We start from the raw sequence: 25,620 nt of genomic DNA, 5'->3' as shown, positions 1-25,620 counted from the left end.
ATGGTGTCTTAGACTGGCGTGAACATAAAATCAACAGCATGACTGTGATCGATTTCACTACCCGACATTATAAGGCATTTTCCACTGAAACCCTGAGTAAATAAGCATTTTGACAATCTCGCCTTAAAAATTACAGCTTTAGTTAAACCCAAATCTGCAGGGAACGGCGTATGTATGGCAAAAATACCTAGACTCTCCGTCATAAAGGAAATGTATATAGACCCTTCTCGTATGTTATCATATCGCGACTAAATTTGGCCTTTGTAGCGGAGCCGTAATGAGCCAACATCTTTCTCTACCTAAAGATAAAATTCGTTTCTTGTTGTTAGAAGGCGTTCATCAAAACGCAATCGACACATTAAATGCTGCTGGATACACCAACATCGATTACCGTAAAACTGCGCTTGAGGGTGAAGCGTTGAAAGAAGCGGTTAAAGATGCTCACTTCATCGGTATTCGTTCACGTACTCAACTGACTGAAGAAGTATTTGAAGCAGCCAACAAGCTCATCGCTGTTGGCTGTTTTTGTATCGGTACCAATCAGGTAAATCTTGATGCTGCGATGGTTCGTGGTATTCCAGTATTTAACGCACCATACTCAAATACCCGTTCAGTAGCTGAACTGGTACTTGCTGAAGCAATTCTTTTACTTCGTGGTGTTCCTGCGAAATCTGCTTCTACTCACCGTGGTGGCTGGAACAAATCTGCAGTGGGTTCATTTGAAACTCGTGGTAAAACTTTAGGTATCGTGGGTTACGGCTCAATCGGTTCTCAACTTTCAGTTCTTGCTGAAAGCATGGGTATGCACGTAATTTATTATGATGCAGTAACTAAACTTCCTATGGGTAATGCACGTCAAGTGGGTTCTCTTGCTGAGTTACTTGCAAACGCTGACGTGGTATCTCTACACGTTCCTGACGTTCCATCAACACGTAATTTCTTTGGCAAAGATCAATTTGCGCAAATGAAAGAAGGTTCTATCTTCATTAATGCTGCACGTGGTACATGTGTACTGATTGAAGATTTGGCTGATGCGATTAAATCGGGTCACATTGCCGGCGCTGCAATTGACGTATTCCCTAAAGAACCTAAAGCAAACGGTGAAGAATTTGTTTCTCCACTTCGTGGCTTGGACAACGTGATTTTGACTCCTCACGTGGGTGGTTCAACTATGGAAGCGCAAGCCAACATCGGTTTAGAAGTGGCAGAGAAATTTGTTGCTTACTCAGATAAAGGTATGACTTTATCTGCTGTGAACTTCCCGGAAATCGCGTTGCCGTTGACTGAAGGTAAACACCGTTTACTGCACATCCACAAAAACATTCCTGGCGTGCTTTCTAAAATCAACAACCTGTTTGCTGAACACGGCATCAACATCTCTGGTCAGTCATTAATGACTAAAGGTGATGTGGGTTACTTAGTAATGGACGTTGACGCAACTGCGTCTAAAGAAGCGCTTGATACACTTCAAGACGTTGAAGGTACAATCCGCGTTCGCGTATTGTTCTAATTTAATTTAGAACCTTAAACCACAGCATTCGTGCTGTGGTTTTTTATTTTTTTTAAGCCCAAAATTTAATATCCTGAACGGAATTGAATTTCGTGACAAAGCCATTCGCAACTGTTCGAGGCAGACCGACATTTCAGTAAATTATGTTTCTGCGAACAATTTATTTAAATATCTCAATCTGTCGAGTTCTGCGATGAGAACATTTGAAACATGTTTCAAATGTTCGCAAGGTGGTTTTGTTCTTGCGCAGCTTTGCTGCTCATGCCGAAACAAAAGTAATAAAGTCTTTCAAGAAGGATTACCCGTCTCAATGAAAAGACTCCGTCGTGAAATTTATTCAATGTTTTTGAATATAAACAAAGGCTATGAATTTTTTACAGCTTTTATTGCTGATCTCCCGCTATTCGAGAAATCGAAACCAATTTAGTCAATGTCGAATTTTAAAAATACACCACATGTTCAGGCACTGCTGTTATTGCTGATTGCAATGATCAGCGTGCAGAGCAGTGGCTCGCTTGCCAAAATCCTGTTCGGTCAGTTTCCCATCCTGAGCGTTGCAGCCATGCGTATGCTCATTGGCGCGGTAATCTTGGCGCTTATTTTTAAAATTTGGCAGATCAATTTTAAACAGGTGAAATGGAAAGCCATTATCAGCTACGGCATCGCCTTAGCCGGTATGAATGCCATGTTTTACCTGTCAATTAATCGCCTGCCGCTTGGTATTGCCGTTTCTTTTGAATTCATTGGTCCGCTTAGCGTGGCGCTATATTACGCACGCCAAAAATTCGATTTTATATGGGTCGGACTGGCCATTCTGGGTCTCATTTTATTGTTTCCATTTGACCAAGTTTCCCAAAGCCTAGATTTAATCGGGATTGCTTTTGCACTCGGTGCAGGGGCTTGCTGGGCGCTGTATATCGTGGCCGGACAAAAACCTTCCGGCATTTCAGGCAATCATACTGTGTGCTTAGGCATGTTTATCGGCATGCTGTGTTTAATGCCAATTGCCCTATTTTCAGGCATGTCAGCCAGCGTTTTTGAACCTTCAAACCTGGTTTATTTTATTGCTTTGGCGGTGCTGGCCAGTGCCCTGCCTTTTACTTTGGAAATGATTGCACTGCGCAATTTAACTGCACTCAGTTTTGGTACTTTAATGAGCGTAGAACCGGCAATTGCAGCATTATCTGGATTTATATTTTTAGGCGAGCAGTTATTATGGAACCAATGGCTCGCACTTGCGACCATTATTACCGCCTCCATTGGCTGTACTTATACCACGCAACAAGCCAAGAACAAGGCTAAAGAAAAATAGAAAATACATCCTTTAAATTCAAATTAATCAGGCTAAATTTACGCGCTGATTTTTTAAATTCAAAGTTTTAAATTTAAAGCTTTTAAGATCGTTCAATCCCTCAAAAATTAAACAGAATTGCTATACTGGCGCCATCTTTTCCAGTGGATTGACCTGATTCGGTGATCCTGCGTGTAGCATGCCCAACTCCCAACTTACTGCTGTCCTGTTTATGGTTTTATCCATGGTGGCGTATCAGATCAGTGCCTCATTTGCCAAACAACTGTTTGAAGTGCTTGATCCACTGACCGTAGTCACATTGCGTCTTAGTTTTGCCTCTATTTTAATTGTTCTGATGTTCCGTTCCTGGAAAATCATCAAACGCTTACCCTATCTAAAATGGAAGGACTTGCTGTTTTATAGTGGCTCGGTCTGCTTAATGAATGTGTTGTTTTATGCCTCTTTAGGCAAATTACCGCAAGGTATTGCCGTCGGTTTAGAATTCTTGGGGCCACTCACTCTGGCACTGCTTTCGATCAAACAAAAAACTGATTATCTCTGGGTGTGTCTGGCTATTTTAGGGGTTGCGCTGATGGTGCCGTGGCAAGATGCATCAGCCAATAACTTCTCATATTTAGGCGCTGCTTTTGCTTTGGGTGCGGGGATCTGCTGGGCGATTTATATTTATTTTGGGCAACGTGTAGTGCGGCAAAATATTGGCATGCATGCGCTGAGTATTGCAATTGTGCTATCTGCCTTGGTGATGTTGCCGATCAGTGGAGTACATAATCCAAACGCGCTTATTCAGACTCAATATTGGGGGCAAGCCTTAGTCATTGCCCTGCTTGCGACCGCAATCCCCTATGCTTTAGACTTGATGGCATTGAAGCGATTAAGCAAACTGAGTTACGGCACACTGTCCAGTTTATCCCCTGCACTAGGTGCTTTGGCAGGCTGGTTATTACTCAAAGAACAAATCACGCTTTTACAAAGTGTTGCCTTACTTTGCATCATGATTGCTTCGGTGGGTGTGACGTTCAGAGCGAGTAGAAATAAAGATCCTCAACCTGAATAATCCATAGATCAACATAAAAAAGATGGCTTCAAACCATCTTTTTTATTTAGGATTTTTTAGGGAGATTTAAGTCAAACTGTCTTTATTTAACTTTTTATACTTGTTGTATTCAGCCAAATATTGCTGGGCTAAACTTTGCTTTTGTTCATCTTCCAAAATTTTACCGGCTTGCTGGAAAAAACCATGTTCTTCTTCCTGCAAATGATGATGGACCTTTTCAGACAGTTTTTTTGCAATCGCCAGCCAACCATGATTACTCATATCCGTTTCGGTTAATTGCTCAAGTAACTCATCGATTTCATGATGTTCAGACAAAGCATGGCGGGTAATGTTTAAGCCTGAATCGGTCATCATCAAAGGAATATAAAAATAACGGTCTTCGCCCACCGTATGGGCAAATAATTCATTTTTTAGCAATTCAAACAGCTCGCGACGCTCTACGGTATTCCCTGAGGTCTGGATTAATTTTTCAGACAGTTCTCGTTGTATTTCATGACTTGCACGTAAAGCTTCGAAAATATTCATCTACATCACCCTGCTATTTTTTACAGACCCGATATGTTGAAAGGACTGTTTATCCTGATTGTGAAGATATTCTGTTTGATGATCTTAAAAGCGAATGCCCGGCATGTGGGTGACGAGATGAAGCAATTTGTATAATAAAGTTTAATATTGAGCAGGATTTACGGGGAAAAAGTTTGATAAGCCAAACGACAGATCAATAGGCTCACCAAAATCAGAAACAAAATCCGGATAAAACCGCTGCCATATTTCAAGGCGGCACGTACACCGACCAATGAACCGAGTACATTGGCGACCGCCATCATCAAACCGATCTGGAACAGCACATGTCCGGTGGGGGCAAAGAAGCTTAAAGCCGCCAGGTTGGTGGTTAAATTCGCTACTTTAGACAATGCCGAGGCATGAATAAAATCCGCTTTTAAATAGCGAATAAAAAAGAAAATAAAGAAACTTCCAGTCCCGGGACCAAAAATACCGTCATAAAAACCAATCAGCAAACTGCCGACTGCCGCCAGCATCAATATTTTCGGTGTCAGTTCCTGACGAATGTGCACCTGACCAAACTGTTTTTTGCTAAAGGTATAAATCGCAATCACAATCAGCATGATCAGGACAAAGGGTCTGAGGACTTCCTTTGGAATCATCGCGACACAGGCCGCACCTGCAAACGAGCTGATAAAGGCACAGCTGGCAATTACCGTGAGCAATTTCCAGCGCAGTTTGACTTTGCGGACAAAACTCCACGCTGCCGATGCCGTACCACAAATTGAAGACAGCTTATTGGTACCAAACACCGTCGCAGGACTAAGTTGTGGCATCGCATTCATAATGGCAGGAATCTGGATCAGACCACCGCCACCCACAGCCGCATCAATCGCCCCCGCACAAAAAGCAAAGACCAACAGGCTGATTAAAATTTCAATTTCCATACATGGTCTTCAAAGCTTATTCGAGATTCAGTACACGTTTCGGTACCAGACGCTTGCGGTCAGTAATCTCTGCCAAGCCCAGACATTTTTCACCATCAAAAACCAGAACCTGTGCTTCCGCCTCATGCTCAATATTACTTTCCATGCCGCGGCTAAAGTATTCCGCACGCCCTTCCGGCGCCTGCACTTTTGGAAAATGATCGACCGGGGCATAAACAGGCAGCAACAAAGCCTCACGCTCTTGTTCAGTCAGGCTTTCCAGATACTCAATCGTATATTCGGGAATCAGGTCAAACTGACCCGTTTTAATCCGGTGCAGATAAGTCAGATGTCCAAAAGTACCGAGGGCTTTGGCAATGTCTTCACCCAAGACCCGAATATAAGTGCCTTTAGAACAGGTAATATCTAAAGTCAGACTATTTTCAGTAAAGGACAATAACTCAATCGCCTCAATGGTGATGGGGCGTGCTTCACGTTCAATTTCAATGCCTTGACGTGCCAACTCATACAACGGACGCCCTTCTTTCTTCAAAGCGGAATACATCGGCGGAACTTGCTGAATATCCCCTGTAAAACTTGCCAAAACCTGCTGGATCTTTTCTTTAGTCAGTGCAGGAACAGCTTGTTCTAACAACAGCTCACCTTCGACATCACCGGTGGTGGTGCTATGACCTAAATAGATGGTGGTTTGATAGCGCTTGATCGAATCTAACAAATAGTGAGAAAACTTAGTCGCTTCACCTAAACAAATCGGCAACAAACCCGAGGCTAAAGGGTCTAACGCACCGGTATGCCCCCCTTTTTGCGCTCGATATAATCCACGTACTCGCTGTAAAGCGCCATTAGAACTAATACCCAAAGGCTTATTAAGTAAAAACACACCGCTAATATTCCGGCGTTGAATTTTAGGTGAAGTCTTTTTCATAGCGAAAGATCAGGCAAGTTGAAACGGATGACATGTTAACAACCGCTTGTCTGCATTTACAACTTTTCTACGTTACATTTACAGCTTTAATGGCAAATTTAAATCCTATTTTTAGACTTATAAAAACAAAACAAGCAAAAAGGTTGCATAGGAAATGCGGAAATATAAGTTATGGATTATTTGGGCGCTTATTATTGTGGCTATCGGCGCACTATTATTTTGGTTAGCGCCCTCGCAATCGAGTGCAGAAAAAACACGTGCAGCACAAACTGTTGATCCTCAAGCTAATAGCTTAACTGAAAATACGCCAGCAAACGTAGTTCAAGGCGGGGCTTTTATGAGTAAAAGCCAACAGGACACTGAAGTGAACTGTCAGTTGAGTCTCGATGCTGCCAACCGTTTAATTGTTAATGAGCAAACCCGCAACTGTTTTGAATATTTCATTACCCAGTATGGGGAAAAAGATCTCAAGCAGATTAAAAATGATTTTAAGGCTTATATCCAGCAAACGTATAAAGCGCCTGCCCTCGCACAAATTCTAGATTTGTGGAATCGCTATATCGATTACCGTGAAAAACTCGGTGATCTACAAGCACCGAATATTGATAAAGAAGATCCTAAATATTATCAAAGCATCTTTGCCAATATGAAAAATCTGCGTAAACAGCTTTTCTCGGATTACGAAATTGAAGGCTTATTCGGCACTGAAGATACTTACCATGAATACACCTTAAGTCGCATGATGGTGATGGATGACAAAAGCTTAACTGAAGCGCAAAAAGCACAAAAATTAAAGGATTTGTTCAATCAATTACCCCAAGACTGGAAAGAAAATTTAGAGCAACTCAACAAACTCGAAGACTTACGCAAACTGACCACAGACATTAAAGCACGTGGTGGTTCTGCGGAAGAAATTCATCAGATGCGGCTGAATTTGGTCGGCCCTGAAGCCACACAGCGTTTAGAAAGCTTAGATGGACAACGCCGTGACTGGAAAAACAAGGTCGATGGCTATCTGAAAGAACGCGACAACATTATAAAAAGTGGCATGAGCGAGGATGCAAAACAAAAAGCCGTTCAACAATTAAGGACGCAGCATTTTAATAAACCAGAAGAACAACTCCGGGTAGGAACGTTTGAATCAGTTCATGATCAGGGAGGAAAATTACCCTATGGCGAGTAATCGCAATGTAGCTCCATCAGGTGACTAGATTGATCATCTGATTTATGTACTTATATGAATAAAAACAAAAATATTTAAGGAAAAGTCGATGAAAACTTTAAAACACAAAAAAGTGATCATGCTTGCGGTAATGACGACCCTGACCATGGGTTTAACCGCTGAAACACAAGCAGCAAAAGGAATTTTGCAAATCAAAGAAACGGTCAAATCTGACTATGCAAAAACCAAATATCCCATTGTCATGACCCATGGCTGGCTGGGTTGGTCACGTATCGGAAATGATAGTTTCAACATTGATTATTGGTATCAAATTTTGCCCGATATGGCGCGTAATGGTTCAACCGTATTTGCAGCACAGTTATCCCCTGCCAATACCACTGAGTTTCGTGGTGAACAACTGGTTGCTCAGGTTGAAGAAGTGCTCGCGATTACAGGTCAGGATAAAGTCAACCTGATTGGTCACAGTCATGGTGGTCCAACCGTACAATACGTAGCGGCAGTGAAACCCGAATACGTCGTATCGGTGACTGGCGTGGGTGGAACATATCGCGGTTCTAAAGTGGCCGATGATATTCAAAACAATACTCTTAGCCGTACTGCCTTCAATATTTTGGGACAATACATCATTGGGCCACTGATGACCTGGGCTCAAGCCAATCCGGATATTCCGGTGAACTTTGATGCTTCGATGAAGTCATTGACCGAAGTAGAATCGGTAAACTTCAATAAACGCTTCCCGACCGCTGCTTTAGCTTCTGACTGTAACAAGAGCGGTGCGCAAGTGGATAAGGAAATCTACTACTATTCTTGGGGTGGAACTGCGCAAACCACCAACCTTCTGGACATTGACAGCATTCTGATGCAACTCGGGCCATTGTCTTATGGCAACAAAGACAATGATGGTATGGTTGCCCGCTGTAGTTCACATATCGGTCAAGTCATCCGTGATAATTACAACCTCAATCATACTGACCTTGCCAACATGATGTTTGGTTTAAAAGGGATGTTTGCTCCTGATCCAGTTGCCCTGTTTAGACAACATGCCAATCGTCTAAAACTTGAGGGTTTATAAGCCGAGCTTCTAAACAAATCCATGCACATAAAGGTACTATTTTTATGGGCATTTTCATATTCATACCTTGTTACAACTCTATATTGCATTGGTCTGTTAAATTTAGAAATTAGACCACTTATATTCAATACTAAATTTTGACAATTTAAATTGTCTAATAAAACAACTGGTTTAAAACAATAATATTTTGAGTACTCAATATGAAATACGGACTCTTCATTGCCAGCTTAATGTCACTCAGTGCTTTTAGCCAAGTACAAGCAGGCAACGCTACCCAAGTTACGGAAAAAGTAACCTCAAGCTATGCAAAAACCAAATACCCGATTGTTTTTAGTCATGGGATGGCTGGTTTTATCACTGTAGGAACCGACCAGTTTGGTCTCGACTACTGGTATCAAATTCTGCCAGACTTGGCCCGTAACGGTGCCAACGTCTGGGCAACCCGTGTATCGCCATTTAATTCATCTGAAATTCGTGGTGAACAACTGGCACGACAAATCGAAGAGATTCTGGCATTGACCGGGGCAGAAAAAGTCAATCTGATTGGCCACTCGCATGGAGGTCCAACCATTCGCTACGTTGGTGCAGCCTTACCGGGTAAAGTTGCCTCAATGACGGGAGTAGGTGCACCACATAAAGGCTCGCCTGTAGCGGACTTGATCTTGTCTGCTGAAGGTACGGCTATTGAGGGCCCACTCATAGGTGTCATCAATTTTGTTTCCAAAGCGATTACCTGGGCACAAGGTCTTGACCCACAAAGCTTCCCGCATGATTCTTTAGCCGGTGGTAAAAGTTTAACTCTTGAAGGCTCTGCACAGTTTAATGCCAATTTCCCCATAGGCATGCCAAGCACAGCATGTGGAGAAGGCAAGTTCCTAGATCAGGGTATTTATAACTATTCATTTACCGGTATCGGTACAGTGACCAATTTACTGGATCCTGACGGTGCTTTAAAGGTCACCAGTTTGTTGATTAATGGTGGTAAAGAAAATGATGGCCTGGTATCCCGTTGCAGCGCCAAGTTTGGCAAAACCATCCGTGACAATTACAACTGGAACCATTTAGATGAAGTGAATCAGGTACTCGGTCTGAAATCATTATTTGCACCAGATCCGGTCGATGTCTATCGTCAGCATGCCAACCGCTTAAAACAGCAAGGTTTATAAAAAATAAGGGATTTATCACTCACTGTATAAATCCCTTTTTAGCACTTATGAATAAATTCTTTCTCGCATTGACCGTATATGGCATGACGACATTACAATTGACCCATGCCAAAATGATGGTACTCTGCCCTTATGTAGCGGTCGTTATGGACAAATTATTCGTCAAGACTATAAGCATAATCACTTTGATGAAGTGAATCATTTCTTTGGACTTATAGGTGTATTTGCACAAGATCCTGTCACCTTGTACCGCCAACATGCCAACATGCCAACATGCCAACATGCCAACATGCCAACCATTGAAAACTAGAAGGTTTATAAGTTCCACCTTGCTAAAAAGAGCGGAAAATCGTTCTTTTTAATAAAAATAAATACCTAAAATATCTATCTGTTGATCTTGAATCCTGATGATTTCAAAACTCGCCACCCATCCTCTATTGCTTTATTTATAAACTAAAAATTGTTAATTTACCTAATATTGACAATATGAATTGTCTAAAAATAAAAGTGTTAAAAAAATAATCAAGGATATTCAATGCAACTTAAACACATCGTCCTCGCTGCACTGAGCAGCGTTGCATTCGTGCATTTACCTGCGCAAGCTGCCGGCTTAACCCAATATCAGGCAAAAGCTGTATCGAATTATGCAACCACCCAATACCCGTTAGTGATGGCACATGGTTTCGGCTTAGGCTTCTCGCGTATTGGTACGCAAATGTTGGGCTTAGATTATTGGTATCAAATTTTGCCAGACTTGGCACGTAATGGTGCGACGGTTTTTGCAGCGGAAATGTCTGCGGTAGAATCGACAGAAGTTCGTGGGGAACAGCTTTTACAACAAGTCGATGAAGTCATGGCCCTCAGCGGCAAGAAAAAAGTGAATTTAATCGGTCATAGCCATGGTGGCCCGACCATTCAATATATTGAAGGTGTTGCACCCGAAAAAGTTGCCTCCATGACGGCGGTCGCAGGAGCAATGAAAGGCACCAAACTGGCCGATGTGATGGTAGAAAGTAAATTTCTCGATCCGATTGCAGAAGTGGTTTTTGGTTTACTGGGTAAAAGTATCGCGCTGATCCAGACGAATCCAAAACTTAGTGTTGATTATGAAGGCTCGATGCAATCTCTAAGCACCACAGGTATTATGGCATTTAATGCGAAATATGGTTCAGCGGCCATTCCCTAAGATTGTAATAGTCAGGGGCAAAAACACACTGCTGATGGTATTTATCATTATTCCTGGATGGGCAATCAACAAATTACCAATCCTTTAGATGTGATCGATACCTCAATTGTAGCTTTAGGCACAACTTTGTTAAAAAGCAAAGACCATGATGGTCTTGTATCACTGTGTAGTGGTCGTTATGGCCAAGTGATTCGTCAAGATTACAAACACAATCACTTTGATGAAATTAACCACTTCTTTGGGATACAAGGCATATTTGCACAAGACCCTGTGGCAATTTACCGTCAACATGCCAACCGTTTAAAACTGCAAGGTTTATAAGTTTATAAAACTAAAAAGATTCAGACATAAAAAATGCGCCAAAAGGCGCATTTTTTTAACTCGAGATAAAACTTAAAATTAAGCTTTAACTTTACGAGCTGGTAATTTTTCACGAATACGTGCAGCTTTACCAGACAATTCGCGTAGGTAGTAAAGTTTAGCACGACGCACGTCACCACGACGTTTAACTTCGATTTTAGCAACGATTGGAGAGTGAGTTTGGAATACACGCTCAACACCAACACCGCTAGAAATTTTACGTACTGTGAACGCAGAGTTTAAACCACGGTTTTTGATTGCGATTACAACGCCTTCAAAAGCCTGAAGACGTTCGCGATCGCCCTCTTTTACTTTTACAGATACAATAACTGTATCACCTGGTGCAAAAGCTGGGATATCAGTTTTTAATTGAGCGTTTTCAATAATTTGAACTAAAGGATGTTTACCACTCATGTGGGAATCTCCAATGTGCGGACAGAAGAGGTCTGTTACCGCTGGGGACAGAGGCTAAAGCGCATATCAACCCGTTTATCTTTCCCTTTATCACCTAAGTCTTCACTTCGGTCGATAAAGAGCCTATTTAAAAATACTTAAAGTCGACTTTAAGTATTCAAATCTTTTAGCCATTTCTTTTGCTGCTTGGTCAACTCAACTTTTTCTACAAGCTCGGGCCTGCGATCAAGGGTTCGTTGATAGCGCTGCAAAAACCGCCATTTTTCGATATTGGCATGATGCCCAGACTTTAACACCTCAGGCACATCCAAACCTTCAAAATGGTCTGGCTTGGTATATTGCGGGCAGTCTAAAAGACCATCCACAAATGAGTCTTGTATCGCCGATTGTTCATCAGACATTGCACCCGGAAGTCTCCGGATAATACTGTCCAATAAAACCATCGCAGGAAGTTCGCCACCCGACAAAACATAATCACCAATTGACCATTCCTGATCAACATATTGCTGGATCAAACGTTCATCGACACCTTCATAACGACCACAGAGCACAATCAAACCGTCATATTCGACAAATTGCTGTACTGCCGGCTCATTTAAGGTTTTTCCTTGTGGAGACATATACACCACAGGAACCTGAACACAACCTGCTTGCTTTGCAAGCTCTTTGGCATGGTTAATTGCTTTTGACAATGGTTCTGCCATCATCACCATACCCGGACCACCACCGAATGGACGTTCATCCACCCGTTTATAGTTGCCCTCAGCATAATCGCGAGGATTAATACAAGTGACTTGTACTATTTCACGTTTTGCTGCACGCCCGCTAATACCGTAGGCTGTAATCGCTTCAAACATTTCAGGAAAAAGCGTAATGACTGCAAAAAACATCGCAGACTCCTCTATTTTCCTGCTGCGTTCATCCTTAAAGGATTAATAATCTACGCCCCAATTTACGTAGATACGACCAGCTTCAAGATCAACTCGCTGTACCACATCTTTATGCCATGGAATCATTCGCTCTTCAGCATCAACGCTGTCTGGTGTTGCGTGAACCACCATCACATCATTGGCACCGGTCTCAAACAATTCATGGATTTTACCGAGATTTACTTCTTGTTCAGCATCGTCCAGACCTAACACTGTTAAGCCTTTCAAATCTGTCCAGTAAAACTCGTCCATTCCTGCTTTCGGAAGTTGCGATTTTGAAATCCAAACATTGGTGCCAACCAAGCCATCTGCTGCAGTGCGATCGCTCACACCTTTTAAGCTAACAACCAAGCCTTTACCATGCGGTTTCCAGCGTTTTACATCTACTGTTTGCCAACCTGCTTTGGTCTCAATGTACCAAGGAAGATAGTCAAAGATGTTGCTCATGGGTTCTGTATTGGAATAGACCCAGAGCCACCCATTTAATCCATATGCTGAACGTAACTGTCCAATCTGAATACGATCTTCGGGAACATTCTGTGTTGGTGTCATGGGCTACCTACTACTTAATTCGCAAAAATTATGCAGCAGCTGCAGCTTTCTTAGCTTGAGCAGCTAAAGAAGCAACACGTTCAGAAGGTTGAGCACCTTGTGCAACCCAGTGAGCAAAACGATCAGCATCTAAACGAAGTTTTTCTGCTTGACCTTGAGCTGTAGGGTTAAAGAAACCAATACGTTCGATGAAACGACCGTCACGTGCATTGCGGCTATCAGTCACAATGATTTGATAGAACGGACGTTTTTTAGCACCACCGCGTGCAAGACGAATAACAACCATGATAGAACCTTATAGTTTTTACGGATTATCCACGTACCGACCACCGGAACATTTCAAACCCCTTTCATAGAGGGCAATATTTTACGTTATATTTGCTGTGAAAGAAAGATCAAATTTTAGGTTATCCACAGTTTGAATTTATTTTAGCGACCGTCCCAGTTTGAGGTGGCTGAAAGCACACAAGTAGTTGAACCCTTCACCCAGTATTTTTGACCTTGATTATTTAAGCAAATCCATCCATTGCCATCTTGGGTGCTTGAGTTTGCAGGTTCTGCAGTCAGAGTCCACGAGTTTGCATTCGGTATATTCAAAGTAAATGTATAAGTTGTATCGCCTGTTTGAGGAAAAGTATTACTACCATATATATTATTATCTGTAATAGTTGCGCCAGTAAAATTACCATTAGCTGCTTTGTACTGGATTAACTTTTGGGAAATTTCCATCATTTTACTTTGTGCATCCACACGCTTGGTCTTAATTACATATTGTGTATAAGAAGGGTATGCGATCACGGCTAATATCCCCACGATTGCTACTGCGATTAAAATTTCAATGAGGGTAAAGCCCTGTTTAAAGTGTTTTACCATGTTTCATTTCCTGAGCATGATTGATAGCTTGAAATAATTGCTTTAGATTTACAGCGAATACCCGTACTAGTCATGAGAAGGTTATAATTTTGGCTATCTGTCGTTTCAGCTTTAATTGCCCAACCTTGTCCACGCATATCTCGATCTGTTGAGGTGAGTAATTTTTGTGAGTCTAAATCCCGTATCGTAAGAGTATAGTTTTTTACTGATACAGATACCATTGGGCTTGATTGCCCATAAATATAACCAGGATCAAAACCTTTATAGCTAAAATTACGCGACTTATGACGCTCCAATTGTTCAGCAATCTTCTGGACTTCTTGTTCAGCTTGAGATATTGCAGCTTTACGGGTATACGCTGAATAAGAAGGTAATGCTATCGCAGCAATAATCGCCAATATTACTACAACAACCATCAATTCAATGAGTGTGAATCCATTTTTTAGGAGAGTAATACTATTAGGTATCCTAATAGTATTACTTATTTTATTATTTAGGTGCGACATTTTTTTCATACCATCGTATTGGATTCAAAATACGTGAGCATTTCCATTCTCCCGCCCCTTTGATATTACCTATCAATGTTAATGCTCCACAGCTATTTGGATCATCGGCCGTTCCACCGCCGCCTGAACCACCAGTTGGACCAAGGGCAATTCCTCGAATACCTGAACCAAGTACATTCTGGTTTACACCATTAATAATAACCATACCTGTACGTTTTTCAGCTTCGTTATCTTTATTCTCACCCTTATAACAAGTCCCATAAGGTAAGCAATACTGTTGACGATTTGACTCACCTATAATACGTGGCTGACATGGATCTGCATCTTCTACACCAGTACCTTCTGGATCATATACGGGCAGAAATAAATTATCTTTAATCGCAATAGGCTCTTCCTCAAATGCCTTAACTCCACCTGGTGTACGACTAGCAACTTCATTACCTAGATAATCACTTGATAATGAACGATACCACCCATGCTTAGGACTTCCTCCAAAAAAGGTATTTTTTACTGCTGTAAATGAAGTTAATTTTTGTGGATCTTTTTGAAGTTGATTTAACGTAATATCCTGTGACTTAAATGTCGTATAAGTAGACTTGAACAAATCACGTTCAACGAAATCACGGTCAATCAAGCCATAGACTTTATTTGTCGGCCGATTCTGTAAAGGATCAAGAGGTTTAATTGATTCGCGACCTTTACTTGGGGCAACATCTAGCGGTGTACTACGGTCACCAGAAGCAATTGCTACCAGAATAAAAGTTTCGCTACCTTCGTCATGAATCGTAATAGTTGGTGGTTGATAGAATCGCGGTGCATCACCATTATTAATAGCTATTCCAGATTCAGTAGTCGCCAAGTTAGCTAAACGAATAACATTATGTCCAAAACTTGCTGTAGCTGTATCTTTTTTATTATTTAGATCAATACGGAAGACTTGCCCACCCAAATCACCAAAATACAGATGATCAACTAAGTTATCCCCATCCCGATCTAAAGTACTGATACGAGTAGCCACACTATGTTTTAAATTAGCATTATCCTTGTCAGATTTTTCATTACTTGTCCACCAGATACGCTCACCAGTTTCTGCATCAATAATATAGACAGCATTTCCTAAAGCCTGTGCTTTGTTACAAGAAGCACCACCAAAATCTGCGCTATTATTTTGACCTAATCTAAATCTCGGGTCTTCATAACACATATCATATCCACCCCCGACAATCATTACACGACGAATCTTATTGTTATAACGAATATTAGCTAAAACCGGCTTAGACCATGTTTGCCCCATACGTGTATAATTAGCTAAGTCATTGCCAACTCTAAATAATAATTTAGGTTTATTTTCATTTAAAAGGTCTAGGGCATAATAATTATTCCCCCCCATGCGCATACCACCATACACATTCATTTTTTTAGCAGTAACAGCTGAGCTCGTTGTGCTAGTACCACGTTTCATTTCATAAGCAGTATCTGAAATCCAGGCTCCACTAATACCATGTTGGATATCACCTGCTTGACCAGCTCTTAAAGCTTTCGCTGCCTCAGGATTTTTCAATATTTCCGCAGGAACGAATACTGACTGTTCAACACCTGTTTTAGCATCGACAATATGTAAGCCTCCTTCCATACTGCCGAACATAACAGATTGTTTTCTAACTGAAGTTAAATCACCATTCGCGTTGATTTCACCCGAGTATGTTAGTTGCAATGGATATGAATGAATACTCCCCCCTAAACTTACAAATGGCTTAGTAGGCACGGGTAAAGTTGCTGGCAAGCCTGTTGCTATAGATTCGCCTAAATCATATCCAAGATAATTTAATAATCTATGTTTGATTTCTAGAGAAAATGATTTCAATACGTCTTGATTCTTAAATTTGTCTAAAACGTTTGCTCCAGATGTAACTATTCCACTTTCAACATCTGGAATTTTTAACAATTCTCCTGAAGTTTTAGATATGAGTTGATTATTTTCTACTTTAGAAACATCTGTATATAAATTACGCAGTCCATTTGGATTTGCAGTTATCGCTGGTACCGCTCTAATATTAAGGTCAGGATTCGCATTGACTGCACTTACTACTTGTGTTGGCATTGGTAAATTCCAGAAAACTCCGCCTTGATTTACCATACCACCATCAGCAACACTTGTTGGATTCCATAAGTCTTTAGTGGTTAGATCAAATTTCCCTACTTCATTAAAAATTGTTTTAGAGCCATCGACCAAAGCACCATTATTAATATCGTATTTTTTTAAGTTTCCTATCCAGATTGATACTGGTTGTCCCGGGTTCGGTGAGAGAGCACGCAAATAGCCATAAGGCTGAAAACCATTTGGATTTAAGGCATCAACAGGGACAGAAATAGCACCCGTAGACAATGGTTCAATCTGAGTATCACCAAGGTTTTTAATAAATTGAATAACACTATCTGTTACGCCTTGTTCAGATTGAGTCTCAAAGAAGCCCCCATTCCCATAACCCGGTTTTGTTAATTTATGAGTTGTATTTGCCGTAGGTGAACAAGAATCATCAGAACGACGATCATCCTGAGTTCTTGAACTAAGCTTGCATGCCTGCTGTACATGTGCTTTATCTAATCCATTAAAATCATTACCAAAACCTACAAATGCTGTCTGTATAGAAACGCCGGATGGATTCTTTGTTTTATCAAAAAGGTATTTAGCAAATTCCCCCATGCAATGCCATGCAGAATCACCATTACCACTATTTAAATTTGTTAAACCATTTGTTGGACATTTAAAACTCGTATCATTTAAAGCCTGCTGCATTAAAGGTAAAACTTTTGTCGAACCTGATCTATTGGCTTCACCATCAGATAAGACATATATCCCCTGCCCATCACAGCTTTGTCTTTTAGCAACTTCAGGTAAGGGACTTTTATAATTTAGCTCGTCTCTAATATTTCCAACAGAAACCTTTGTAAAGCCACTATAATTACTATCTCCATCTGTTTGTACTTGATTTGAGTAATATAAAACTCCATCTGTAATATCACGTGTTCCATCAGCTGTATAAGTACTTGGAATACTACTTTTTTCCGTCCATGTTTTACAGGTCTGTATTTCGGTGGTGAAATTAGTATTATTTAAACCTGTACACTCATATCGACGAGTGACATTTTCATAGTTAGCTGTCGGAGCTTCCCAATTACCAGAAAGATATCCATATCTATCTTTATATTGATAACATCTGGTCTGATTAGAATTAAGATGTGGATAAGTAGAATTTTCACACTTATAATTTACAATTTCAGATTTAGTTTCAGTTTTATATTTATCAACAGCAATAATAGCCCTTTTTATAGTGTTTGTGCCTAATAAATAGGCTGCAGCTTCAGCATAAGCTTGTGCAGTAGGGGTCCAATCATCAGCAGATAAATTTTTTACTGCTGTTCTGAGTTTTTCTCGATGAGCAGAACCTACTTTACCTAATTTTTCTGCTTCAATTAAAATCTTACCACCATCATAATTGCCAGATGCCCAAAAGCGACCTAAGCCAACTTTTGTCTCAGGTAAATTAGGATCTGTGCTATCTAAAAGTTTATACATACCATTTTTTAAACGAGTCAAACGAGATCCCGTCTGACCTTTATCTGTATCTGCCATTGAACCTGATGTATCGAGCATCATTATAATGGTCTTTTGACCTGCTTTAGGTGTCGCATAAATCTGTAAATCACTTGCTTGTACCACAGAAGCTGTTAAGGCATAAGTACCCATAAATGACAAACAAGACATTGCTAATGGACGTAAATTCATTGTCTTAAACCTTGAAACAACTGATGAGGTATTTATGTGTTTTTTCATTGTATTATCCTCTCAATCAAGGAGCTTGAGTCTGAGTAAAAATTGTCTGCAAATTAAATTCTTGAGTCTGAGAATTTACTGGAACACCAAGTTTGGCCAAGCAAGTCGCAATTGTTTCAAATCCCTTAGTATCACTACTTGTATCATCACTGATGTAACCTGCATTACCACTTCCTGTTCCGATACAATTTTGAGCTGCATCCAAATTTTTAGTAAAGCTTGGCACTACAGAGGTAGTAGTAACTCGAATTCTTTGTTGCTCAACAACATTCTTTGGCATGATAGTACCCGAGCTTAAATTATTTCCACGGCTTAATAAGGCCCCAGGTTTCAAATCTTCTTCTGCATCATTGGGAATTTTGACAGCTACCTGGGTAACAACTGCTTCACGACTACTGCCAAAATCAGAGCTTAAATTACAAAAAGCATCCACCCCCCCAGAAACAAGTTCAGCTTTCGCTGTTTTAGTTGTTGGAGGTCGTTTAACAGCAACACCCAAAGAGGCTGCAAATTTTTCATTGGATAGAGGTTTATAGCAAAATATATATTCATTTCCTGGTTCTAATTTTGAGTCTTGAAGCGCGTAGCCAATCGCACCACTCAAATCTACTAAGCTTGATAAATTGCTTGTGTATAATTGATTGATGGGTGTATCAGCAGTTTGGCCTAAAAATTGTCCAAGTTGAGTATTTGTCGAGATATTTAAACTTGTCATTGCTACACGTATTGCAAGTACACCTATTACTGTTAAAACAAGCAACATCATCATGACTACAAGCAATGTTGCTCCACGCTGGGGAGTGTAAATTTGATAGTTAGTCATATTGCATCCCCTAGACCATTACGTATTGCAATAGTCATCATATATGTTCTTCTTAAATGCTTTGTTTGGTTAGTAAGCGTTACCGACTTTTCTAAAAATGAAATAGGTTTAGTTGGATCAATCAGTTGGTTATTTGTGCTATCTATAGATCTAACAATTACTGCTGCTTTTACAGAGGTAATTCTTGGAATAGGTTGACCTGCATTACGAGCCGCATTTGCAGCAGTGATATACTCATCTATGGTGTAGTATGTATTTGATACGATATTAGTATTATTTTTAGTCATAGTTCCTAGATAAAATCTTAAATGATCAACTCTAGGCATAATCACTTCACCTAATTGAGCTCCTCCAAAATCCGTGATATTTGCAGCTGACATTGCACCTTTTTTATTAGCATCACAAGCAAGTACTAAATCCTTCTCTCCCCCATTAGTATCTTTTCTCAAGAAATAACGCTGGATAATATATTCTCCTGCTTTTACTTCCTCACCTTCGCAATTAAACATATCATTTGGTGCTGTAAACTGAATAGTAAGCTGGTCACTTGTTTCATTCACATTTGAAGCCAATCCACTACGAGTGACTGAATTACCACCTATATCTTTAGATACATTTACAGTGCCTGAAGCCCCTTGAGAAAGTACAATCCCACCTTGTGGAGTAGTATTAGTTAATTCAGGATTGCTAATATTGCCATAATTAGCTAAACGAATATCTCGAGCAATATAATCTAGCCCAAAAACTCCGCTATCTTGTAATTCTGCATTCGCTTGTTGGATACGAGTCGTAACGATTCCCCCCAAGAACAATTGCGTTGCAGCAGCTGTAATTAATAACCCCAAAGCAAGTGCCACAATTAATTCAACTAAAGTAAAACCTGCTTGATGAAAAGGACTATTCGAAAACTTATTATCCATTAATATGCCTCCATCATTACACATCGAGCATTTGCTACATACACACCACCAGAGCTCATACACGCTAAATAATTATTTGAAGATATCAGTGTATTTTCCCAAGCTGCGAATATGCATTGTCTTTTAATTGAATTAACTTCTGGACATTCATTCATAGTAATCATGACGCCGATTTGATTTGCAGCTCGTGCCACCAAATAAGCTTCATAAGTTGCCATCTGCGCAGGTGTACATGTTGTATTGAGACAACTTTTAGGCGCATTAGGTGCATTCTGAGATGTATAATTTCTTACAGCTGCCGGATAACTGCTTTGACCTTGAGGATTTGAACGTATACTCTCTGTTAAGCCACGTAACAACATAATAGCTTGTGATTTAACCAATGCTTCATCCCCCGCCTCAATTGCACGTAATTGTAAAGCGGTATATCCAAGGACCCCAATAGCCAATAAAACAAGAGATACCAATACCTCAACCATGCCTATGCCTTTTTGTTTTCTACTTATCATTAACATGTACCTTTGGTTTGAGTTAAAGACCCAATTAAAGCAACGTTTATAGTTCTACTTATGTTATTTGAGCATGTTGTTATTGAGGTAACAGACGAAGTAGTACCATTTGCTTTAAATACCACCCCATAATTATTAGATTTAATCTCAACTTTCTTAGGAAGATTTACAAGAATTACTCTCTTTTGATCAATAAATTGGCTTGCATCAGCAGAAGATAATAATTTATTTACACATATAGTTTCTGTCACATCAGCGCCAACTGCATCTTTATTAGGACAAACTACTACAGTATTACCCATCACCATAGCTCGACTTCTTCCTTCTCCTAATGCTGAAGCAATTTCATTACTTGCACCATTTAAATTTTGAGAAGCTAAAGTACTTACAAATGAAGGAGCAGCAATACTGGCCACAATCGCCAATACTGCAATCGTCACCATGAGCTCAATTAAGGTAAATCCTTTTTCTTTTTGCATACTCCCCCCGACAACAAAACTTTACCCCATTAAAAATAATATCTAATTAGCTTACAAAACTGACACAAATAGAGATAAAAGGTATAAAAAAACAGATAACTGTCAAAATACAATTATCTGTCAAATTTTTAAAAATTTCAGAATGTTAAATCATTCACGCTTTATGCTTGAGTTACAGGAATACGTAACTCTTTGGGTAAACTAAAGGTAATATTCTCTTCACGCCCTGCAAGCTCTTCTGGTGCTTTAGCTCCCCAGTCCTGCAAACGTTGAATCACTTGCTTGATTAAAATTTCTGGTGCTGATGCTCCGGCAGTGACCCCAATTTTAGTATTTTCATTAAACCAATTTTGATCAAGCTGATCTGCGTTATCAACTAAATAAGCCTGTTTCCCCATACGTTCAGCCAATTCACGTAAACGATTCGAATTTGATGAATTTGGAGAACCTACCACTAAAACCACATCGCACTGCATAGCCAAATCACGTACTGCATCTTGACGGTTTTGGGTCGCATAACAGATATCATCTTTACGCGGACCTTGAATTTCAGGAAATTTTGTACGTAAAGCATCAATCACTTTCGCCGTATCATCAATTGATAAAGTCGTTTGCGTGACAAAAGCCACTTTTTCAGAGTTATGGACGACTAAAGCTGCAACATCTTTTTCATCTTCAACCAAGTAAATTTCACCGCCATTTTTTTTGTCATATTGTCCCATGGTTCCTTCAACTTCAGGATGACCTTCATGACCAATTAAAATAGCTTCAGTCCCTTCACGGGCATATTTGGTCACCTCAATATGTACCTTAGTCACCAATGGACAAGTTGCATCAAAAACCTTTAAACCACGACGTTCAGCCTCTTGCTGAACAGCTTTAGAAACACCATGCGCGCTAAAAATCACAATATTATCATCGGGCACTTCGTCCAGTTCATCGACAAAAATTGCCCCGCGCTGACGTAAATCATCGACTACAAATTTGTTGTGTACCACTTCATGACGTACATAAATGGGCGGATTAAAGCATTCAAGTGCCCGATTGACGATCGCAATTGCTCGGTCGACACCTGCACAAAAACCACGTGGATTGGCCAATACAATTTCCATAAGACCCTCAATGTTCACTTGAATTTAGACTGAATAATTTGAAATAAATGCAAACAACCTACGATCAGCTATTTAGTTTGCGGGCTGTCTGCTCTAAAATAGAGAAGATATTTTATCATATCAGGAAAAATATCATGTCGGGTCTCTTGTTTGTCGTTTCTGCTGCATCTGGAACAGGCAAAACATCTCTCGTTAAAGCCCTACTTGAGCGTGTGAATAATTTACACGTTTCTGTCTCTCACACAACTCGTGGTCAACGCCCTGGTGAACTCGAAGGTGTGCATTATCATTTTTCGCAAAAAGAAGATTTTATTGCTCTAGTTGAGCAAGGTGGTTTTATTGAGTATGCCGAAGTTTTTGGTAACTATTACGGCACGGCTCAAGCCACAGTAAAACAACAATTGGCTAAAGGTCATGATGTTTTACTTGAAATCGACTGGCAAGGTGCAGAACAAGTTCGTAAACTTTTCCCAGAATCTAAACAAATTTTCATTTTACCGCCAAGCCAGTTTGATTTACGTCAACGTCTCTCAAATCGCGGTACAGACTCTGTTGAAGTGATTGAACATCGCTTAGGTTGTGCTGTAGAAGATATGCAGCAATATACAAACTTTGACTATGTCATTATTAATGATGACTTTAATAAAGCCCTACATGACCTGGAATGCGTGATTATTGCCAATCGTTTGGTGATATCCCAACAAGCAGACCGTCATCAGGAATTGATTGAAAAATTAATTACTCCTGTTGAATTGTGATTAAAACTTGAGTCTACAGGCAAAGCCTTTTATACTGCTCAGTCTGTTCAAATTTAATATTCAAACGAGAATTCTTATGGCACGCGTAACCGTTGAAGATTGTTTAGACCATGTAGACAACCGCTTTGAGCTTGTACTAGTGGCAAGCAAACGCGCGCGTCAATTGGCACGTCAAGGCATCGAACCAACTGTAGAGTGGGATAACGATAAACCGACTGTAGTTGCTTTACGTGAAATTGCAGCAGGTCATGTATCTAAAGATATTTTGAAACAACGTGATCAAGACTATCAAACATCTAGTCTTGACCTTGCACTTTCTGCAAACAACTTGAATTTAGATGGCTTTTCTTTCCAATAAGAAAAAAAATCTTAAAAAAGCCTAGTTTTTAACTAGGCTTTTTTTATTGGATAACTTTTATATTTGTTCAATAACCGTTATAACATAAGTAGAAAGATACGTTATTCAAGATGTATCTTTTTGCTTTTTTTTGAATGAAAAATTTGACAAGTCATGCAATATGTTCTTCATTAAAGGGCTAGCGATTTAAACTGTAAAATTGAAGTAATAAAGGTGTTATATGCCAGGCCCACAGGTCAGCCAAGCCAGACAACAGCTCAAAATTATTATCGACGCTTACTTAAGTGCAAGCGATGTCGAGCGCGTGCTTGTGGCTTGCGATTATGCCGATATTGCACATGATGGGATCACCCGAAAAAGTGGTGAACCTTACATCCTGCATCCTATCGCGGTGAGTAGTATTCTTTCGCATATGCGCTTAGATGCAGAAACCCTGATGGCTGCACTTTTACATGATGTGATTGAAGACACTGACTTTAATAAAGAAGACATCGCTGAAAAATTTGGACGTACCGTTGCAGAACTGGTCGATGGCGTCACCAAGCTCAGTCATTCCAGTGATAAAGAATATAATAAAGCCGCATCCTTCCGTAAAATTCTGCAAGCGACTCTACAAGACCCACGTGTCATTATTATTAAACTCGCAGACCGTTATCACAACATGACCACACTGGGTTCATTACGCCCAGATAAACGTCGGCGTATTGCCCAAGAAACCTTTGATATTTTTGTTCCGATGGCACGTATTGTCGGGATGAATGAGATGGCCGATAACTTAGAACATTTGTGCTATCAAAATCTCGATCTCGATATGTTTAATAATGTGCAAGAAGCACTCTTTCAAACCAAACCCAAACGCTGTGAATATCAAAGTATTTGGGAAAAAAACCTCACTGAACTGCTGCAGCAGCATCAAATTTCAGGTCGTATTAAAAAGAAAAATAACAATATTGAATTACTGCGCCACTTTGTTAAAAATGATATCAATCTGCAAGAACTGACGCATAGCCATGCTTTTGAAATTGTTTTACAAAGCATTGCTGACTGTGACCGTCTGGCAGAAATTCTGCGGGAAAATTTCCAAATTTTGCATTATGAAGATCATATTCGCCGTCCACTTCCAGGCGGCAATCAATCGCTGATGATGCGTTTAAAAGGTGAGAAAACCACGCTATCCCTGACCATTCAAACTGAACTTATGCGTAAGGCTGCTCGTTTTGGTGTGGTTCTGGGTGAAAATGCGCCTCAAGCCTGCCGTTCAGCCATTCAAGCTTCAATGCAAAACCTCAATGTCCTGATTGATGGTGCCTGTGCAAAGACCACATTTAGCGACCTGTTAGATTATTTACATCAAGAAAAAATTTGGGTGTATACCCCACACGGCAATTTGCATGAACTCCCTCAAGGGGCAACAGCAGTCGATTTTGCTTATTCAGCCAGTCTATTTTTAGGCAATCATGCTGTAGGTGCAAAAGTAAATGGTGAAACCAAACCACTTTCAACTCCATTGATTAGTGGACAAGTGGTTGAGATTATTACTGATGTCCTCGCAACCCCAAATCCAGATTGGCTCAGTTTTATTAATACCCAAAAAGCACGTCGTGCCTTACAAAATATTTTGCGTGATCAAGATATTGAAGAGCAGCAACTGGTCGGTCAACAAGCACTGAATCGTGCACTGAAACTGTTTAATCGCTCGATAAAAGACTTAACCGAGGCAGACTGGATTGATATCTTGGAATGGCGACACATCGAATCTAAAGAGCAGTTATTTGAACAAGTCGCTGTGGGTGATTTGCTTCCACAATTGGTTGCCAATCATCTGTTTGCTCAAGGTAAAAGCATCGAAACTCAATCTTCAACCCGCCTGATTCAAGGCACTGAAGGTGTGGATGTCAAATATGCGCATTGCTGCAATCCTGTTCTCGGTGATCCTATTCAAGGACATTTATCGCGTCGTGGATTAATCGTCCATCGTGCCCGTTGTCACAATCTTCTACACGAACAGCACCAGCATCCAGAAAATATTATGCCTTTACAGTGGGCTTCTGAAGATGCCGATGATATTAGCTTTACAGCTTATTTAAGCATTGATATGGTGATGAACGATGAACAAATTTCCGATCTCATCTACCAATGCCGTAAAGAAAAAACCGGTGTAGAAATGGTGCATAACCACGAAGGGAAAACTTACGTGAATATTGTGGTGCATAACCGCAAGCAAATTGCTCAAATCATTCGTGATTTACGCATGCATTTTGGTTTTCCGCGCATTAGCCGTTTAGCCCAACCGATTAATATTACAGAAGCATCTAAAGCAAGTTAATTCAATC

24 protein-coding genes and 2 pseudogenes are annotated in these 25,620 nt (G+C 40.3%); 11 read left to right on the top strand and 15 right to left on the bottom strand.

What is annotated here, in order from left to right; translation table 11 throughout:
- The first annotated feature begins 277 nt into the window (after window positions 1-277).
- From serA to HLH18_RS14805, 3 genes are all read left to right on the top strand, one after another.
- A complete protein-coding gene (gene serA / locus HLH18_RS14815) occupies window positions 278-1,510 on the top strand; it encodes a phosphoglycerate dehydrogenase (protein ID WP_131291687.1) in 1,233 nt (410 codons plus the stop codon).
- 430 nt (window positions 1,511-1,940) lie between these two features.
- Window positions 1,941-2,822: an EamA family transporter gene (locus HLH18_RS14810; protein ID WP_171547436.1), complete on the top strand. Its 882-nt coding sequence runs from the start codon at window positions 1,941-1,943 to the stop codon at window positions 2,820-2,822.
- A 178-nt stretch (window positions 2,823-3,000) separates the two neighbouring features.
- The gene (locus tag HLH18_RS14805; RefSeq protein WP_171547435.1) at window positions 3,001-3,876 is read left to right on the top strand and encodes an EamA family transporter; all 876 of its coding nucleotides are present in this window, start codon (window positions 3,001-3,003) and stop codon (window positions 3,874-3,876) included.
- A 66-nt stretch (window positions 3,877-3,942) separates the two neighbouring features.
- Here the strand turns inward: HLH18_RS14805 and HLH18_RS14800 are convergent, their stop codons facing one another.
- The 3 genes from HLH18_RS14800 to truB all read right to left on the bottom strand — a co-directional run bounded on the left by HLH18_RS14800 (window position 3,943) and on the right by truB (window position 6,252).
- Entirely contained in the window at window positions 3,943-4,401 is a 459-nt protein-coding gene (locus HLH18_RS14800; protein WP_171547434.1) for a hemerythrin domain-containing protein, read from the bottom strand.
- Between the two features lie 158 nt (window positions 4,402-4,559).
- Window positions 4,560-5,327: a sulfite exporter TauE/SafE family protein gene (locus tag HLH18_RS14795; RefSeq protein ID WP_171547433.1), complete on the bottom strand. Its 768-nt coding sequence runs from the start codon at window positions 5,325-5,327 to the stop codon at window positions 4,560-4,562.
- Between the two features lie 16 nt (window positions 5,328-5,343).
- Window positions 5,344-6,252 (bottom strand): tRNA pseudouridine(55) synthase TruB, encoded by a 909-nt coding sequence (truB, locus tag HLH18_RS14790; protein ID WP_171547432.1) that lies wholly within the window; start codon window positions 6,250-6,252, stop codon window positions 5,344-5,346.
- 154 nt (window positions 6,253-6,406) lie between these two features.
- Between truB and HLH18_RS14785 the strand changes: the two genes are divergently transcribed.
- From HLH18_RS14785 to HLH18_RS14770, 5 genes and pseudogenes are all read left to right on the top strand, one after another.
- On the top strand, window positions 6,407-7,435 hold the full coding sequence (locus HLH18_RS14785; RefSeq protein WP_171547431.1) for a lipase secretion chaperone: 1,029 nt from the start codon (window positions 6,407-6,409) through the stop codon (window positions 7,433-7,435).
- A gap of 88 nt (window positions 7,436-7,523) precedes the next feature.
- Window positions 7,524-8,507, top strand: coding sequence for an esterase/lipase family protein (locus tag HLH18_RS14780; RefSeq protein ID WP_171547430.1), 984 nt, complete (start codon window positions 7,524-7,526; stop codon window positions 8,505-8,507).
- Between the two features lie 200 nt (window positions 8,508-8,707).
- Window positions 8,708-9,673, top strand: coding sequence for a lipase family alpha/beta hydrolase (locus HLH18_RS14775; RefSeq protein ID WP_171547429.1), 966 nt, complete (start codon window positions 8,708-8,710; stop codon window positions 9,671-9,673).
- A gap of 112 nt (window positions 9,674-9,785) precedes the next feature.
- Window positions 9,786-9,983 (top strand): annotated as a pseudogene (locus HLH18_RS16180) (hypothetical protein); the annotation flags it as partial.
- A gap of 225 nt (window positions 9,984-10,208) precedes the next feature.
- Window positions 10,209-11,180: pseudogene (locus HLH18_RS14770) on the top strand (esterase/lipase family protein).
- 78 nt (window positions 11,181-11,258) lie between these two features.
- Here HLH18_RS14770 and rplS read toward each other — a convergent pair.
- From rplS to ispH, 12 genes are all read right to left on the bottom strand, one after another.
- Entirely contained in the window at window positions 11,259-11,633 is a 375-nt protein-coding gene (rplS, locus tag HLH18_RS14765; protein WP_131289261.1) for a 50S ribosomal protein L19, read from the bottom strand.
- Between the two features lie 149 nt (window positions 11,634-11,782).
- Window positions 11,783-12,523 (bottom strand): tRNA (guanosine(37)-N1)-methyltransferase TrmD, encoded by a 741-nt coding sequence (gene trmD, locus HLH18_RS14760; protein ID WP_131289259.1) that lies wholly within the window; start codon window positions 12,521-12,523, stop codon window positions 11,783-11,785.
- A 42-nt stretch (window positions 12,524-12,565) separates the two neighbouring features.
- The gene (gene rimM, locus HLH18_RS14755; RefSeq protein ID WP_171547428.1) at window positions 12,566-13,114 is read right to left on the bottom strand and encodes a ribosome maturation factor RimM; all 549 of its coding nucleotides are present in this window, start codon (window positions 13,112-13,114) and stop codon (window positions 12,566-12,568) included.
- A gap of 28 nt (window positions 13,115-13,142) precedes the next feature.
- Window positions 13,143-13,400: a 30S ribosomal protein S16 gene (rpsP, locus tag HLH18_RS14750; RefSeq protein ID WP_131289255.1), complete on the bottom strand. Its 258-nt coding sequence runs from the start codon at window positions 13,398-13,400 to the stop codon at window positions 13,143-13,145.
- A gap of 143 nt (window positions 13,401-13,543) precedes the next feature.
- The gene (locus tag HLH18_RS14745) at window positions 13,544-13,987 is read right to left on the bottom strand and encodes a type IV pilin protein (protein WP_171547427.1); all 444 of its coding nucleotides are present in this window, start codon (window positions 13,985-13,987) and stop codon (window positions 13,544-13,546) included.
- Complete coding sequence (locus tag HLH18_RS14740; protein ID WP_171547426.1) at window positions 13,981-14,493, bottom strand: type IV pilin protein; 513 nt, start codon at window positions 14,491-14,493, stop codon at window positions 13,981-13,983. The genes HLH18_RS14745 and HLH18_RS14740 overlap by 7 nt, the downstream gene beginning before the upstream one ends.
- Window positions 14,477-18,280: a PilC/PilY family type IV pilus protein gene (locus HLH18_RS14735; RefSeq protein WP_214647358.1), complete on the bottom strand. Its 3,804-nt coding sequence runs from the start codon at window positions 18,278-18,280 to the stop codon at window positions 14,477-14,479. The genes HLH18_RS14740 and HLH18_RS14735 overlap by 17 nt, the downstream gene beginning before the upstream one ends.
- 64 nt (window positions 18,281-18,344) lie before the next feature.
- Window positions 18,345-19,151 (bottom strand): hypothetical protein, encoded by an 807-nt coding sequence (locus HLH18_RS14730; RefSeq protein ID WP_171547425.1) that lies wholly within the window; start codon window positions 19,149-19,151, stop codon window positions 18,345-18,347.
- On the bottom strand, window positions 19,148-20,071 hold the full coding sequence (locus HLH18_RS14725; protein ID WP_250852443.1) for a PilW family protein: 924 nt from the start codon (window positions 20,069-20,071) through the stop codon (window positions 19,148-19,150). The genes HLH18_RS14730 and HLH18_RS14725 overlap by 4 nt, the downstream gene beginning before the upstream one ends.
- The gene (gene pilV / locus HLH18_RS14720; protein WP_502708150.1) at window positions 20,071-20,586 is read right to left on the bottom strand and encodes a type IV pilus modification protein PilV; all 516 of its coding nucleotides are present in this window, start codon (window positions 20,584-20,586) and stop codon (window positions 20,071-20,073) included. The genes HLH18_RS14725 and pilV overlap by 1 nt, the downstream gene beginning before the upstream one ends.
- Window positions 20,580-21,059: a pilus assembly FimT family protein gene (locus HLH18_RS14715; protein ID WP_171547422.1), complete on the bottom strand. Its 480-nt coding sequence runs from the start codon at window positions 21,057-21,059 to the stop codon at window positions 20,580-20,582. Before HLH18_RS14715 ends, pilV begins: the two co-directional genes overlap by 7 nt.
- A gap of 161 nt (window positions 21,060-21,220) precedes the next feature.
- On the bottom strand, window positions 21,221-22,171 hold the full coding sequence (ispH, locus tag HLH18_RS14710) for a 4-hydroxy-3-methylbut-2-enyl diphosphate reductase (protein WP_171547421.1): 951 nt from the start codon (window positions 22,169-22,171) through the stop codon (window positions 21,221-21,223).
- A 134-nt stretch (window positions 22,172-22,305) separates the two neighbouring features.
- On the opposite strand from ispH, the gene gmk reads away from it, so the two are divergent.
- The 3 genes from gmk to HLH18_RS14695 all read left to right on the top strand — a co-directional run bounded on the left by gmk (window position 22,306) and on the right by HLH18_RS14695 (window position 25,613).
- Window positions 22,306-22,929 carry a guanylate kinase gene (gene gmk, locus HLH18_RS14705; RefSeq protein WP_171547420.1) on the top strand — a complete coding sequence of 208 codons (624 nt, stop codon included), beginning with the start codon at window positions 22,306-22,308 and terminating at the stop codon, window positions 22,927-22,929.
- A gap of 76 nt (window positions 22,930-23,005) precedes the next feature.
- Window positions 23,006-23,287: a DNA-directed RNA polymerase subunit omega gene (rpoZ, locus tag HLH18_RS14700; RefSeq protein ID WP_004650579.1), complete on the top strand. Its 282-nt coding sequence runs from the start codon at window positions 23,006-23,008 to the stop codon at window positions 23,285-23,287.
- A gap of 220 nt (window positions 23,288-23,507) precedes the next feature.
- On the top strand, window positions 23,508-25,613 hold the full coding sequence (locus HLH18_RS14695; protein ID WP_171547419.1) for a RelA/SpoT family protein: 2,106 nt from the start codon (window positions 23,508-23,510) through the stop codon (window positions 25,611-25,613).
- Window positions 25,614-25,620 lie beyond the last annotated feature (7 nt).

The sequence above is a fragment of the Acinetobacter sp. ANC 5414 genome, assembly GCF_013004295.1.
Classification (GTDB): Bacteria; Pseudomonadota; Gammaproteobacteria; order Pseudomonadales; family Moraxellaceae; genus Acinetobacter.
The sequence above is the reverse complement of the archived record's forward strand: the minus strand, read 5'-3'. Positions and strand labels throughout refer to the sequence as shown.

Excerpts from the sequence above, each read along its gene's own strand:
- rimM (WP_171547428.1), bottom strand. The coding sequence starts at position 13,114 with ATGACACCAACACAGAATGTTCCCGAAGATCGTATTCAGATTGGACAG.
- pilV (WP_502708150.1), bottom strand. The coding sequence starts at position 20,586 with ATGTTAATGATAAGTAGAAAACAAAAAGGCATAGGCATGGTTGAGGTA.
- HLH18_RS14695 (WP_171547419.1), top strand. The coding sequence starts at position 23,508 with ATGCCAGGCCCACAGGTCAGCCAAGCCAGACAACAGCTCAAAATTATT.
- HLH18_RS14785 (WP_171547431.1), top strand. The coding sequence starts at position 6,407 with ATGCGGAAATATAAGTTATGGATTATTTGGGCGCTTATTATTGTGGCT.
- HLH18_RS14735 (WP_214647358.1), bottom strand. The coding sequence starts at position 18,280 with ATGAATTTACGTCCATTAGCAATGTCTTGTTTGTCATTTATGGGTACT.
- HLH18_RS14800 (WP_171547434.1), bottom strand. The coding sequence starts at position 4,401 with ATGAATATTTTCGAAGCTTTACGTGCAAGTCATGAAATACAACGAGAA.
- HLH18_RS14775 (WP_171547429.1), top strand. The coding sequence starts at position 8,708 with ATGAAATACGGACTCTTCATTGCCAGCTTAATGTCACTCAGTGCTTTT.
- HLH18_RS14745 (WP_171547427.1), bottom strand. The coding sequence starts at position 13,987 with ATGGTAAAACACTTTAAACAGGGCTTTACCCTCATTGAAATTTTAATC.
- HLH18_RS14795 (WP_171547433.1), bottom strand. The coding sequence starts at position 5,327 with ATGGAAATTGAAATTTTAATCAGCCTGTTGGTCTTTGCTTTTTGTGCG.
- HLH18_RS14810 (WP_171547436.1), top strand. The coding sequence starts at position 1,941 with ATGTCGAATTTTAAAAATACACCACATGTTCAGGCACTGCTGTTATTG.
- rpsP (WP_131289255.1), bottom strand. The coding sequence starts at position 13,400 with ATGGTTGTTATTCGTCTTGCACGCGGTGGTGCTAAAAAACGTCCGTTC.
- trmD (WP_131289259.1), bottom strand. The coding sequence starts at position 12,523 with ATGTTTTTTGCAGTCATTACGCTTTTTCCTGAAATGTTTGAAGCGATT.
- rpoZ (WP_004650579.1), top strand. The coding sequence starts at position 23,006 with ATGGCACGCGTAACCGTTGAAGATTGTTTAGACCATGTAGACAACCGC.
- HLH18_RS14740 (WP_171547426.1), bottom strand. The coding sequence starts at position 14,493 with ATGTCGCACCTAAATAATAAAATAAGTAATACTATTAGGATACCTAAT.
- gmk (WP_171547420.1), top strand. The coding sequence starts at position 22,306 with ATGTCGGGTCTCTTGTTTGTCGTTTCTGCTGCATCTGGAACAGGCAAA.
- HLH18_RS14725 (WP_250852443.1), bottom strand. The coding sequence starts at position 20,071 with ATGGATAATAAGTTTTCGAATAGTCCTTTTCATCAAGCAGGTTTTACT.
- truB (WP_171547432.1), bottom strand. The coding sequence starts at position 6,252 with ATGAAAAAGACTTCACCTAAAATTCAACGCCGGAATATTAGCGGTGTG.
- HLH18_RS14715 (WP_171547422.1), bottom strand. The coding sequence starts at position 21,059 with ATGCAAAAAGAAAAAGGATTTACCTTAATTGAGCTCATGGTGACGATT.
- HLH18_RS14730 (WP_171547425.1), bottom strand. The coding sequence starts at position 19,151 with ATGACTAACTATCAAATTTACACTCCCCAGCGTGGAGCAACATTGCTT.
- rplS (WP_131289261.1), bottom strand. The coding sequence starts at position 11,633 with ATGAGTGGTAAACATCCTTTAGTTCAAATTATTGAAAACGCTCAATTA.
- HLH18_RS14780 (WP_171547430.1), top strand. The coding sequence starts at position 7,524 with ATGAAAACTTTAAAACACAAAAAAGTGATCATGCTTGCGGTAATGACG.
- HLH18_RS14805 (WP_171547435.1), top strand. The coding sequence starts at position 3,001 with ATGCCCAACTCCCAACTTACTGCTGTCCTGTTTATGGTTTTATCCATG.
- serA (WP_131291687.1), top strand. The coding sequence starts at position 278 with ATGAGCCAACATCTTTCTCTACCTAAAGATAAAATTCGTTTCTTGTTG.
- ispH (WP_171547421.1), bottom strand. The coding sequence starts at position 22,171 with ATGGAAATTGTATTGGCCAATCCACGTGGTTTTTGTGCAGGTGTCGAC.